This is a genomic window from Variovorax sp. 770b2 (genome assembly GCF_900115685.1).
GTDB lineage: Bacteria > Pseudomonadota > Gammaproteobacteria > Burkholderiales > Burkholderiaceae_C > Variovorax.
The window spans coordinates 151766-164020 of the sequence record NZ_FOXJ01000003.1 but is presented as its reverse complement, the minus strand read 5'-3'; the positions used below and the strand labels follow the sequence as shown (position 1 = coordinate 164020).

10 protein-coding genes are annotated in these 12255 nt (G+C 68.8%); all 10 read left to right on the top strand.

From position 1 onward, the window contains the following. The first annotated feature begins 10 nt into the window (after positions 1-10). Positions 11-1330 carry a glycosyltransferase gene (locus tag BM133_RS20055; RefSeq protein WP_093437517.1) on the top strand — a complete coding sequence of 440 codons (1320 nt, stop codon included), beginning with the start codon at positions 11-13 and terminating at the stop codon, positions 1328-1330. A 70-nt stretch (positions 1331-1400) separates the two neighbouring features. Then, positions 1401-1622: an MbtH family protein gene (locus BM133_RS20050; protein ID WP_093437515.1), complete on the top strand. Its 222-nt coding sequence runs from the start codon at positions 1401-1403 to the stop codon at positions 1620-1622. Then, positions 1619-1858, top strand: coding sequence for a hypothetical protein (locus BM133_RS20045; RefSeq protein ID WP_143100161.1), 240 nt, complete (start codon positions 1619-1621; stop codon positions 1856-1858). The genes BM133_RS20050 and BM133_RS20045 overlap by 4 nt, the downstream gene beginning before the upstream one ends. Next, positions 1855-3072 (top strand): acyltransferase family protein, encoded by a 1218-nt coding sequence (locus tag BM133_RS20040; protein ID WP_093437511.1) that lies wholly within the window; start codon positions 1855-1857, stop codon positions 3070-3072. The genes BM133_RS20045 and BM133_RS20040 overlap by 4 nt, the downstream gene beginning before the upstream one ends. A 73-nt stretch (positions 3073-3145) precedes the next feature. Beyond that, positions 3146-4117: a glycosyltransferase family 2 protein gene (locus BM133_RS20035; RefSeq protein WP_093437508.1), complete on the top strand. Its 972-nt coding sequence runs from the start codon at positions 3146-3148 to the stop codon at positions 4115-4117. Further along, on the top strand, positions 4114-5373 hold the full coding sequence (locus BM133_RS20030) for a TCR/Tet family MFS transporter (RefSeq protein WP_093437506.1): 1260 nt from the start codon (positions 4114-4116) through the stop codon (positions 5371-5373). The genes BM133_RS20035 and BM133_RS20030 overlap by 4 nt, the downstream gene beginning before the upstream one ends. Positions 5374-5559: 186 nt before the next feature. Further along, positions 5560-7182: a xanthine dehydrogenase small subunit gene (gene xdhA, locus BM133_RS20025; protein ID WP_093438223.1), complete on the top strand. Its 1623-nt coding sequence runs from the start codon at positions 5560-5562 to the stop codon at positions 7180-7182. A 2-nt stretch (positions 7183-7184) separates the two neighbouring features. Then, positions 7185-9644: a xanthine dehydrogenase molybdopterin binding subunit gene (gene xdhB / locus BM133_RS20020; protein WP_093437503.1), complete on the top strand. Its 2460-nt coding sequence runs from the start codon at positions 7185-7187 to the stop codon at positions 9642-9644. A 109-nt stretch (positions 9645-9753) separates the two neighbouring features. Next, a complete protein-coding gene (locus tag BM133_RS20015; RefSeq protein ID WP_093437501.1) occupies positions 9754-10755 on the top strand; it encodes a LysR family transcriptional regulator in 1002 nt (333 codons plus the stop codon). A 75-nt stretch (positions 10756-10830) separates the two neighbouring features. Continuing rightward, positions 10831-12231, top strand: coding sequence for an NCS2 family permease (locus BM133_RS20010; protein WP_093437498.1), 1401 nt, complete (start codon positions 10831-10833; stop codon positions 12229-12231). The last annotated feature ends 24 nt before the right edge of the window (positions 12232-12255 follow it).

Genomic DNA, 12255 nt, shown 5'->3' with positions numbered 1-12255 from the left:
AACGAACGCCATGGCACGCTATCTCATCGCCGCAACCGCCTTGCCGGGACACGTCCTGCCGATGCTGGCCATCGCGCAGCATCTGGTGAAACAAGGGCACGAGGTGCGGGTGCACACCGCAAGCCAGTTCAAGTCGCAGGCCGAGGCCACCGGCGCGGGCTTCACGCCCTTCGGGCGCGCGATCGACTTCGACTACCGTGATCTCGACAAGCGCTTCCCCGAGCGCCAGCGCATCGCCTCGGCGCATGCGCAGATGTGCTTCGGCCTGAAGCACTTCTTCGCCGATGCGATGGCCGCGCAGCACGCGGGCCTCTGCGCGATCCTCGAAGACTTCGAGGCCGACGCCATCCTGGCCGACACGATGTTCTGCGGCACCTTCCCGCTGCTCCTGGGAAAGGAGCGCGAAGACCGACCGGCGATCGTCGGCATCGGCATCTCGGCGCTGCCGCTCTCCAGCTGCGACACCGCCTTCTTCGGCACCGCGCTGCCGCCCTCGTGCACGCCGGAAGGGCGGGTGCGCAACAAGGCGATGAACGTCAACCTCAAGCAGGCGATGTTCGGCGAGGTGCAGCGCTACTTCGACACGCTGCTGGCGCGCGCGGGCCTGCCCGCGCTGCCGGATTTCTTCGTCGACGCGATGGTCAAGCTGCCCGATCTGTACCTGCAGCTCACCGCGCCTTCGTTCGAATACCCGCGCAGCGACCTGCCCGCGTCGGTGCATTTCGTCGGCCCGCTGCTCTCGCCTGCGAGCCGCGACTTCACGCCGCCCGAGTGGTGGCACGAGCTGGACGACGGCCGCTCGGTCGTGCTGGTCACGCAGGGCACGCTGGCCAACCAGAACCCCGCGCAGCTGATCGGCCCGACGCTCCAGGCGCTGGCGGGCGACAGGAACATCCTGGTCATCGCCACCACCGGCGGCCCGGTGCCGCCGGCCCTCGCGGCGAACCTGCCCGCCAACGCCCGCGTGGTGCCCTTCCTGCCCTACGACCGGCTGCTGCCCAAGCTGCACGCGATGGTCACCAACGGCGGCTACGGCTCGGTCAACCATGCGCTGAGCCTGGGCGTGCCGCTGGTGGTGGCCGGCACCTCCGAAGAAAAGCCCGAGATCGCCGCGCGCGTGGCCTGGTCGGGCGCGGGCATCAACCTGGCCACCGGCCAGCCGGGCGCGCGCCAGGTCGGCGACGCCGTGCGCAAGGTGCTGGGCAACTCCACCTACCGCCAGCGCGCGGCGATGCTGCGCGAGGACTTCGCGTGCCACCGCGCGCTCACCGGCATCGCCGGCGCCCTCGAGGCGCTCGTGCAAACCGCCGCGCCCGCGGAAATGGCCTGAACGCCGCACGCGACCCCTACACAACCCGCGCACGACCCGTGCGCAACACGTACACCAGAGGAAATCGCAGATGAGCAATCCCTTCGACGACAAGAACGCCAGCTTCCAGGTGCTGGTGAACGACGAGGGCCAGCACTCGCTCTGGCCTGCCTTCATCGCCGTGCCCGCCGGCTGGCAGGTGGCGCTGGCGCCGACCGACCGCGACGCCTGCAGCGCCTACATCGAGGCGAACTGGCAAGACATGCGCCCGCGCTCGCTCGTGGCCAGGGACCTCGATGCCGCCCGGGCATGAGGATGTTCGCCCTGCACCGGCGCGGCGCCGCATGGGCGCATGCATCCCGGTTCCAGTCGCCGGTGGCTGGTGACGTGGTCGGCGTGATCGGCATGACCGGGGTGACCGGCGTGACCGGCGTGACCAGGGTTTTCGCGCCGGACGGCGAACGCGCCGCGCCCGAGGGGCGCATCGACATTCCCGCAAAGCCGCAGGGAGCCGCCATGCAACGGCCACGCAGGCCGCGCCGGCGATGAGCGTCTTCTCCGCCTGGCCGTACTTCATGCTCGTGCTGGTGGTGCTCGGCATGCTGGTGCTGCCGGTCTTCAGCGCGGCCGACGAGCCGCCGCAGCGCGACCGGCGCACCGCGACGCTGGACGGGCTGCGCGGCTTTCTCGCGCTGAGCGTCTTCGTGCACCACCTGATGGTGACCCACGGCTACATCGAGCGCGGCGAATGGACCTTTCCGCCTTCGGGCTTTCCCACCCTGCTCGGACAGGTCGGCGTGGGGGTCTTCTTCATGATCACGGGCTTCCTGTTCTGGGGCAAGCTGCTCGACGCCGAGGGCCGGCCGGACTGGCGCAGCCTCTACGTGGGCCGGCTCTGGCGCATCGGCCCGATGTACCTCCTGGCGATCGGCCTGATGTTCCTGGTCGTCGCCTGGAGAACCGGCTTCGCGCTCAGGGAGCCGGCGTGGTCCGTGCTGGGCGCGGCACTGCAGTGGCTGGCCCTGGGCATCGTGCCGCAGCAGCCCGACATCAATGGCTATGCCGGCACGGCCTTCATCCTCGCGGGCGTGACCTGGACGGTCTTCGTGGAATGGCTGTTCTACGGATCGCTGCGCTTGATGGCGCCGCTCGCGCGCGGCGGGCGCACGCCGCGCTTCGTCGCCGCCGGCTTGTTGCTGCTGTGCCTGCCGGCGCTGACGGTCGCGGCGCTGCCGTCGGCCGGCTCGCCCACGCAGCCCACGCTTGCTCTGGTGGTCGGCGCGCTGGCCTGGGTGCTGGCGTCGTTCCTCGGGGGGATGCTGTCGGCATGGTTGATCCGGCAGGGCGGCGCGAGCCAGGCGGCAGGGCGCCTGCCGGACTGGGCGGGCTCGCTGCTCGCGCTGGCCTGCCTGGCTGCCGTATTCCTCGGGTTCCCGCACATGGTCGGCCCGGCCCAGGTCCTGCTGCTCTGGGCTTTCTTTCACCTGGCCTGCCGCGGCAGCACGCTGTTCGGCCTGCTGGCCACGCGCGTGGCCCGGCGCATGAGCACGGTGAGCTACAGCATCTACCTGCTGCAGGGGCTCGTGCTGACCGTGATCTTCGCGATGCCGCCGGTGCGCGATTTCGCGATGGCCGGGGCGATGCAGTACTGGACGGTGGGCACGGTTTGCGCGCTGCTGCTCGTGGCGGCATCGGTCGCCAGCTACCGCCTCGTCGAGAAGCCGGGCATCGCACGCGGCCGGCGCGCGCGATCCGGCGCATGAAAAAGATCGAGGCCATGGTCACACCTTCCCGCCGCCGCCACCGGCCGAAGCATTCGCTGCAAGGAAATCGACGATGAGCGATCTCTCATTCCCGTTCGGTGCCGTCGTCGTCACCTATTTCCCGACCGGCGAACAGGTGGCGAACCTGCACGCGCTCGCCGCGTCGTGCGCGCACCTGTGCGTGGTCGACAACACGCCGCAGGCAGGCGATTGGCATCGGGCGCTCGTGGATGCGGGCATCCCCGTGCTGCACAACGGCAACCGCGGCGGCATCGCGGGCGCCTTCAACTGCGGCATTGCCGACCTCCAGGCGCGGGGCGCCGAACTCTTCTTCCTGCTCGACCAGGATTCGAAGCTGCCGCCCGGCTACTTCGATGCCATGTGCCAGGCCGCGACGGTGGCCCGGGAGCGGAAGGGCGAAAGCGAGGAGGACGCCGCCTTCCTGATCGGCCCGCTGGTCCACGACACGAACCTGGACGCGCTGATCCCGCAATTCGGCCTCGAGGGCAAGCGCGTCTACCAGTTCGACCTCAGGCAGCCTTTCACCGAACCGCTGGTGCGCTGCGCCTTCATGATCTCCTCGGGCTCGCTCGTTTCGCGCGGCGCCTGGGCCAAGGTCGGCCGCTTCGACGAGCGCTACGTGATCGACCACGTGGACACCGACTACTGCATGCGGGCCCTGCGCCGCGATGTGCCGCTCTACCTGAATCCGCACGCCGTGCTGCGGCACCAGATCGGCGATATCCAGGCCCGGTCGCTGTTCGGCTGGAAGATCCACTTCATCAACTATCCGGCCTCGCGGCGCTACTACATCGCGCGCAATGCGCTGGACCTTTCGCGGGCGCATGTGCGCGCCTTTCCCGCGATTCTTTTCATCAACGTTTACACGCTCAAGCAGATCCTGCCCATGCTGATGTTCGAGCGCGACCGGCTGAAAAAGACCGTCGCGCTGGTGCTCGGCTGCTTCGATGGCCTGTTCGGGCGGCTCGGGCCCCTCGGCGAGGCGCATCCCCGGGTGGGCAAATACCTGAGCCGCAGCGATTGACCTCGACCCTTCATGCGCCGCGCGCGCGCCGCGCCGCGCTCGCCTTCATCTTCGTGACCGTGCTGATCGACTTCCTGGCGTTCGGCCTGATCCTCCCCGGCCTGCCGCACCTGGTGGAGCGCCTGGCCGGCGGCAGCACCGCGACGGCGGCGTACTGGATCGCGGTGTTCGGCACGGCGTTCGCGGCGATCCAGTTCGTGAGCTCGCCGATCCAGGGCGCGCTGTCCGACCGCTTCGGGCGGCGGCCGGTGATCCTGTTGTCGTGCCTGGGGCTGGGCGTGGATTTCGTGTTCATGGCCCTGGCCGACAGCCTGCCGTGGCTGTTCGTCGGCCGGGTGGTGTCCGGCGTGTTCTCGGCCAGCTTCACCATCGCCAATGCCTACATCGCCGATGTGACGCCGCCGCAGGAGCGCGCCAGGAGCTACGGCATCGTGGGCGCGGCGTTCGGCATGGGCCTGGTGTTCGGGCCGGTGCTCGGCGGGCAACTGAGCCACATCGATCCGCGCCTGCCGTTCTGGTTCGCGGCCGGCCTGACGCTGCTCAGCTTCTGCTACGGATGGTTCGTGTTGCCCGAATCGCTGCCGCCGGAGCGGCGCAGCCGGAAGTTCGACTGGTCGCACGCCAACCCGGTCGGATCGCTGGTGCTGCTCAAGCGCTATCCGCAGGTGTTCGGGCTGGCGGCGGTGATCTTCCTCGTCAACCTGGCCCAGTACGTCTATCCCAGCGTTTTCGTGCTGTTCGCCGACTACCGCTACCACTGGAAGGAAGACGCCGTGGGCTGGGTGCTCGGCGCGGTGGGCGTGCTCAGCGTGCTGGTCAACGCGCTGTTGATCGGGCCGGGCGTGAAGCGCTTCGGCGAGCGCCGTGCCCTGTTGTTCGGCATGGGCTTCGGCGTGCTCGGCTTCATCGTCTACGGCTTCGCCGAGGCCGGCTGGGTGCTTCTGGCCGGACTGCCGTTGGGCACCTTGCTGGCGTTCGCCGGACCGGCGGCGCAGGCGCTGGTCACCCGCGAGGTCGGCGCCGCCGAGCAGGGCCGCATCCAGGGGGCGCTCACGAGCCTGGTGTCGGTGGCCGGCATCGTCGGGCCGGCGATGTTCGCCGGCAGCTTCGGCTATTTCATCGGCGCGGACGCGCCGGTGCATTTGCCGGGCGCGCCTTTCTTCATCGCCGCGGTGTTCCTCTGCATCGGCACGCTGATCGCGTGGCGTTGCGCACAGCCGAAGGCGGCAGCGACGGCGGTGCCCGAGCCGACCTGATGCGCTGCCCTGGGCGCGTCTTGCGCCCATGGCCCGGGAATTGCTCGCTCTCTCCAGGGTTTCCCCCTAGGTCGCATACCCGCGCCCACATACGCAATATGGCTCTCGCGGTATGTGGGATGCGGCCCAAGCGACTAACGTCCAGGCTTGGCCGGAAACACCGAGCCGCCCACGAGTCCGAAGAGCATGAGTACAGAGCGCAACCACATCCAACCCGTCCGCTTTTTCCACCGCGGCAAGATCGTCGACGTCAGCGGCGTGCACCCGACCCGTTCGGTGCTCGACTGGCTGCGGGAAGACGCGCATTGCACCGGCACCAAGGAAGGCTGCAACGAGGGCGACTGCGGCGCCTGCACGGTGGTGATCGGCGAGCTGGCCGGCGACGCCAACGCGCCCGGCGCCATCGGCGGGCTGCAACTGCAGACGGTCAACGCCTGCATCCAGTTCCTGCCCACCCTGCACGGCAAGGCGCTCTTCACGGTCGAAGACCTGAAGGCGCAATGTGCCACGCCGCAATCGCAAAAGTCGCCCGACAAGAAGCACCCCGTCCACACGCTGCACCCCGTGCAGCAGGCGATGGTCGACTGCCACGGCTCCCAGTGCGGCTTCTGCACGCCGGGCTTCGTGATGTCGCTGTGGTCCACCTACGAGCACCACCAGGCCGAGGGCACGCAGCCCACGCGCCAGCAGCTGGCCGACGACCTCTCGGGGAACCTCTGCCGCTGCACCGGCTACCGCCCGATCCTCGATGCGGGCCAGCGCATGTTCGACCTGCCGGGCGTGCGGCTCGACACCAAGCCCGTGGTGGCCGCGCTCACCGCCCTGCAGAACGACGGCCAGGACCTGAACTACGCCGCGCCGCTCGGCGCCCGCATGGACCACTTCCACGCCCCCAGGACCATCGCCCAGCTCGCCGCGCTGCGCGAGCAGAAGCCGCGCGCCCAGCTGCTGGCCGGCTCCACCGACGTCGGCCTCTGGGTCAACAAGCAGTTTCGCGACCTCGGCGACATCATCTATGTGGGCGACGTGGCCGAAATGAAGACCATCGAGACCCGTGGGAACGACCAGGGCGGCGAACTCTACATCGGTGCCGGCGCCTCGCTCGAATCCGCCTTCGAAGCCCTCGTGCAGCGCGTGCCCAGCCTGCAGGACGTGTGGCTGCGCTTCGCCTCGCCGCCGATCCGCCACGCCGGCACCATGGGCGGCAACGTGGCCAACGGCTCGCCCATCGGCGATTCGCCGCCGGTGCTGATGTCGCTGGACACCCAGATCGAACTGCGCCGCGGCGACGTGGTGCGCCGCATGCCGCTGCCCGACTTCTACATCGACTACATGAAGAACCAGTTGCAGCCCGGCGAGTTCGTGCAGGGGCTGGCGATTCCGCTGGCTGCCATGCGCCGCCAGGTGCGCGCCTACAAGATCAGCAAGCGCTTCGACTGCGACATCTCGGCGCTGTGCGCGGGCTTTGCGATCGAACTGGAGGAGGGCAGCGACACGGTGAAGGCCGTGCGCCTGGCCTTCGGCGGCATGGCCGCCACCGTCAAGCGTGCAGCGGGTGCCGAGGCGGCGCTCGTCGGCAAGCCGTGGACGCAGGCCAGCGTCGCCACCGCCAAGCTCGCGCTGGCGCAGGACTTCAAGCCGCTGTCGGACATGCGCGCCTCGGCCGACTACCGGCTGCAGGTGGCGCAGAACCTGATCCAGCGCCTCTGGCTGGAAACCCGCACCGAAGACGCGCTCTCCCTCGAAGAGACCAGCGTGTGGAGCGTGATGCCCCATGCCGCCGTCAAGGCAGCAGCGCAAGGACTCTGACCATGAACAAACCCATCGACGCCCGCCTGCTGCAGCCCGCCGAGGCCTTTGCCGACTACCTGAAGAACACCGCCGCGCGCATCGACCCCGTGGCCGAAGCGGTGGCGCACGACCTGGGCGCACGCGTGGGCATCAGCCGGCCGCACGAGTCGGCGCACCTGCATGTGGCGGGTGAGGCGACCTACATCGACGACATTCCCGAGCTCACCGGCACGCTGCATTGCGCGCTGGGGCTTTCGCCCGTGGCCAATGGCCGCGTCACGGCGTTGTCGCTCGATGCGATCCGCGCGATGCCCGGCGTGGTTTCGGTACTCACGGCCGACGACATTCCCGGCACCAACGACTGCGGCTCGATCATTCACGACGACCCGATCCTGCTGCCGGTGGCAGACGGCGGCGAGATCCGCTACCTCGGCCAGCCCGTGTTCGCGGTGATCGCCGAAACGCGCGAGGCTGCGCGCCGCGCCGCCGCCAAGGCCAAGGACGCGATGACCGTCGAGGCGCAGCCGCCCGTCATCACCCCGCAGGACGCGCATGCGCGCGGCCACTACGTGGTGCCGCCGATGCACATCGTGCGCAGCGGCGGCAGCGCCAACGAAGGCGACGAGGCGGCCGTGCGCGCCGTCATCGCCAAGGCGCCGCACCGCCACAGGTCCACGCTCGACGTGGGCGGGCAGGAGCAGTTCTACCTGGAAGGCCAGATCAGCTACGCCATTCCCAAGGAAGGCGGCGCCTTGCACATCCACTGCTCCACGCAACACCCGAGCGAAATGCAGCACCTGGTGGCGCATGCGCTGCACCTGCAATCGAACGAGGTGCACGTCGAATGCCGGCGCATGGGCGGCGGCTTCGGCGGCAAGGAATCGCAGTCGGCGATCTTCGCGTGCGTGGCCGCCATTGCGGCGCGCCAGCTGCAGCGCCCCGTGAAGCTGCGCCTCGATCGCGACGACGACTTCATGATCACCGGCCGCCGCCACTGCTTCTGGTACGAGTACGACGTGGGCTACGACGACGAAGGCCGCATCCTCGGCGCGGAGATCACCATGGTCTCGCGCGCCGGCCACTCGGCCGACCTGTCGGGCCCGGTGATGACGCGCGCGCTCTGCCACTTCGACAACGCCTACTGGCTCCCCAACGTGGCCATGCACGGCTTCTCGGGCAAGACCAACACGCAGAGCAACACCGCGTTCCGCGGCTTCGGCGGCCCGCAGGGCGCCATTGCCATCGAGAACATCATGGATTCGGTGGCGCGCGAATTGAAGCGCGATCCGCTCGATGTGCGGCGCGTCAACTTCTACGGCAAGGCGGAGAACAACATCACGCCCTACCGCCAGACGGTGACCGACAACATCGTCCACGAGCTCGTGGCCGAACTGGAGGCCAGCAGCGACTACCGCGCGCGGCGCGAAGACATCGCCGCGTTCAACAAGAAGAGCACGGTGCTCAAGCGCGGCCTGGCGCTCGCGCCGCTCAAGTTCGGCATCTCGTTCAACGTGAAGCACTTCAACCAGGCCGGCGCGCTGGTGCACGTGTACACCGACGGCTCGATCCTGGTGAACCACGGCGGAACCGAGATGGGGCAGGGCCTCAATACCAAGGTGGCGCAGGTGGTGGCGCACGAACTGGGCGTGAGCTTCGAGCGCGTGCGCGTCACCGCGACCGACACGACCAAGGTGGCGAACACCTCGGCCACGGCCGCATCGACCGGCGCCGACCTGAACGGCAAGGCCGCGCAGGATGCGGCGCGGCAGATCCGCGAGCGTCTCGCGGAGAGCGCCGCCGAACGCCACGGCGGCAAGGCGAGCGACGTGCGCTTCGCCAACGACAAAGTCGAAGTCAACGGCCGCTCGCTGGCCTTCAGCACCGTGGTCGGCGAGGCGTACCTGGACCGCAAGCAACTCTGGTCCGACGGCTTCTACGCCACCCCGGGCCTGAGCTGGGACAAGGACAAGATGCAGGGCCGCCCGTTCTTCTACTACGCCTATGGCGCGGCGGTGAGCGAGGTGGTCGTGGACACGCTCACCGGCGAATGGAAGCTGCTGCGCGCGGACATCCTGCACGACGCGGGCAAGTCGCTGAACCCCGCCGTGGACATCGGCCAGGTCGAAGGCGCCTTCATCCAGGGCATGGGCTGGCTCACGACCGAGGAGCTGGTGTGGCACCCGGCGAGCGGCAAGCTCACCACGCACGCGCCGAGCACCTACAAGATCCCGACCGCCAACGACTGCCCGCCCGTCTTCAATGTGCGCCTGTTCGAAGGCCAGAACTTCGAGGACTCCATTCACCGCAGCAAGGCCGTGGGCGAGCCGCCGCTCCTGCTGCCGTTCTCGGTGTTCTTCGCGATCCGCGATGCGGTGTCGGCGGCCGGCGGCCACAGGGTCGATCCGCCGCTGAAGGCGCCGGCCACGAGCGAATCGATCCTGCGTGCGCTCACCGCGGTGCAGGCCACGGCCGGCGAATGAGCACCGGCCGTGCTCGCACGGTCCGAGCGTCCACCCGACATACCCCCTACGGACTTGCGAATGCTGCGCTGTATAACTGTTTGCACAGACCAACGAGGTGTGAACAGCCATGAGAGACCAAGCGCTTTTCGACAAGATCGACCTTCATCTCATCAGGGTGCTGCACACCGTGCTGACCGACCGCAGCGTCTCGCGCGCCGCCATTCGCCTGGGGATGTACCAGCCGGCCGTGTCGGCCGCGCTCAAGCGCCTGCGGGAGCTGTCGGGCGATCCGCTGCTGGTGCGCTCGGGCTCGGGCATGGTGCCCACCGATGCGGGGCTGCGGATGATCGAGCCCGCGGCCAGCATCCTGCGTGCGGCCGAGATGCTGTTCTCCGATGCGCGCGGCTTCGAGCCGCAGTCGGCGGCCACCACCTTCCGCATCGCGGCCAGCGACTACATGGACCCGCTGTTCCTCCCGATGCTGGTGGCGCACGTCAAGCGCGAGGCGCCGCTCTGCCAGATCGAGATCCACGCGCTCTCGCCCGACTCGGACTACCACGGGCACCTGGCGCTCGGCCAGGTCGACCTGGTCATCGGCAACTGGTTGAAGCCCCCGGAAGACCTGCACATGGCGCGGCTCTTCGGCGACGAGGTGGTGTCGCTGGTCAACCAGGACCATCCGGCGGTGCGCCGCGGCTGGGACCTGGAGACCTGGCTTGCGGCCGAGCACATCGCGCCCACGCCCATGCACCCGGGCGGGCGCGGCATCATCGACCAGATGCTCGACGAGCTGGGGCGGCAGCGCAACATCACCGCGCGCTGCGCGCACTTCAGCCTCATCCCCGACATGGTGGCATCGAGCCTGCTGGTGCTCACCACCGGCCGCCAGTACTGCGAGCGTTTCGCCGTGCGGCTGCCGGTGAAGATCCTCGATTGCCCGGTGGCGCTGCCGCGCCTCATGTACTACCAGCTCTGGCACGAACGCACCCATTCGTCGAGCTCGGCGCGTTGGCTGCGCGAATGCATCAAGGACGTGGCGGCGTCGCTGCGGCCCGCGTCTTCCGCCATACCTGGCGTGTCCGGCGCGGCAATGCGCCTGCCCGCCGCCCCTGAAAAACCGGACCCCTGAGAAACCCCCGTTCGCGCCGGCGTCGTGAGCGGGGCAACGATGAAACCGCCACTACAACAGCTGGAGACAAGCGAAATGAGTACGTTGGAACAGGCGCCCAAAGGCGCCGAGCCCCGCACACCGGGGCATGTCGAGTCCGCGCGTCCGCGTGCGGCTGTGGGCAGCGCAAGCGGCTCGGGTCTGCTTGAACGCGTGTTCAAGCTCAGTGCGCACAACACCACGGTGCGCACCGAGGTCATCGCGGGGCTCACCACCTTCCTCACGATGGCCTACATCATCTTCGTGAACCCCACGATCCTCGGCGACGCGGGCATGCCCAAGGGCGCGGTCTTCGTGGCGACCTGCCTCATCGCCGCGCTGGGCACGCTGATCATGGGCCTGTACGCCAACTACCCGATCGCCATGGCGCCCGGCATGGGCCTGAACGCCTACTTCGCCTACGTGGTGGTGCTGGGCATGGGCTACACGTGGCAGGTGGCGCTGGGCGCGGTGTTCATCTCGGGGTGCCTCTTCTTGATCGTCACGGTCACCGGGTTGCGGGAGCTGTTCATCGCGGGCATACCGCAGTCGTTGCGAACGGCGATCACGGTGGGCATCGGCATGTTCCTGGCGCTCATCGCGCTCAAGAGCGCAGGCGTCGTCGCCGCATCGCCCGCCACCTTCGTCACGCTGGGCGACCTGCACTCGCCGCCAGTGGTGCTCGCCACGCTGGGCTTCCTGGTCATCGTGACGCTCGACCGCCTGAAGGTGCGAGGGGCGATCCTGATCGGGATCATGCTGGTGACGGTGCTGTCGTTCTTCTTCGGCGGCAACAAGTTCCACGGCGTGTTCGATGCGCCGCCGTCGATCGCGCCCACCTTCATGCAGCTGGACATCCTGGGCGCGCTCAAGGGCGGCATCCTGAACGTGGTGCTGGTGTTCTTCCTGGTCGAGATGTTCGACGCCACCGGCACGCTGATGGGCGTGGCCAAGCGCGCGGGCTTGCTCGTGCCCGGCAAGATGGAGCGCATGAACAAGGCGCTGCTGGCCGACAGCGGCGCGATCTTCGCGGGCTCGCTGCTCGGTACCTCCAGCACCACGGCGTATGTGGAAAGCGCGGCGGGCGTGCAAGCGGGCGGCCGCACCGGCCTCACGGCCGTGGTCGTGGCAGTGATGTTCCTGGCCTGCCTCATGATCTCGCCGCTCGCGGGCTCGGTGCCGGCCTATGCCACCGCACCGGCGCTGCTCTTCGTGGGCTGCCTCATGCTGCGCGACCTGGTCGAGCTGGACTGGGAAGACACCACCGAGGTCATCCCCGCCGCGGTGACCGCGTTGGCCATGCCCTTCACCTACTCGATCGCCAACGGCCTGGCCTTCGGCTTCATCACCTACGCGGTGCTGAAGCTGTGCACCGGCCGGGCACGGGAAGTGCATGCGATGGTGTGGGTGATCGCGGCGATCTTCCTGTTCAAGTTCGCCTACATCGGCGGACACTGAGCCGAGCGCCGTCGGGCGCCGATG

Coding starts and splice junctions, on each gene's coding strand:
- BM133_RS20055 (WP_093437517.1), top strand. CDS start 11: ATGGCACGCTATCTCATCGCCGCAACCGCCTTGCCGGGACACGTCCTG.
- BM133_RS20050 (WP_093437515.1), top strand. CDS start 1,401: ATGAGCAATCCCTTCGACGACAAGAACGCCAGCTTCCAGGTGCTGGTG.
- BM133_RS20045 (WP_143100161.1), top strand. CDS start 1,619: ATGAGGATGTTCGCCCTGCACCGGCGCGGCGCCGCATGGGCGCATGCA.
- BM133_RS20040 (WP_093437511.1), top strand. CDS start 1,855: ATGAGCGTCTTCTCCGCCTGGCCGTACTTCATGCTCGTGCTGGTGGTG.
- BM133_RS20035 (WP_093437508.1), top strand. CDS start 3,146: ATGAGCGATCTCTCATTCCCGTTCGGTGCCGTCGTCGTCACCTATTTC.
- xdhA (WP_093438223.1), top strand. CDS start 5,560: ATGAGTACAGAGCGCAACCACATCCAACCCGTCCGCTTTTTCCACCGC.
- xdhB (WP_093437503.1), top strand. CDS start 7,185: ATGAACAAACCCATCGACGCCCGCCTGCTGCAGCCCGCCGAGGCCTTT.
- BM133_RS20015 (WP_093437501.1), top strand. CDS start 9,754: ATGAGAGACCAAGCGCTTTTCGACAAGATCGACCTTCATCTCATCAGG.
- BM133_RS20010 (WP_093437498.1), top strand. CDS start 10,831: ATGAGTACGTTGGAACAGGCGCCCAAAGGCGCCGAGCCCCGCACACCG.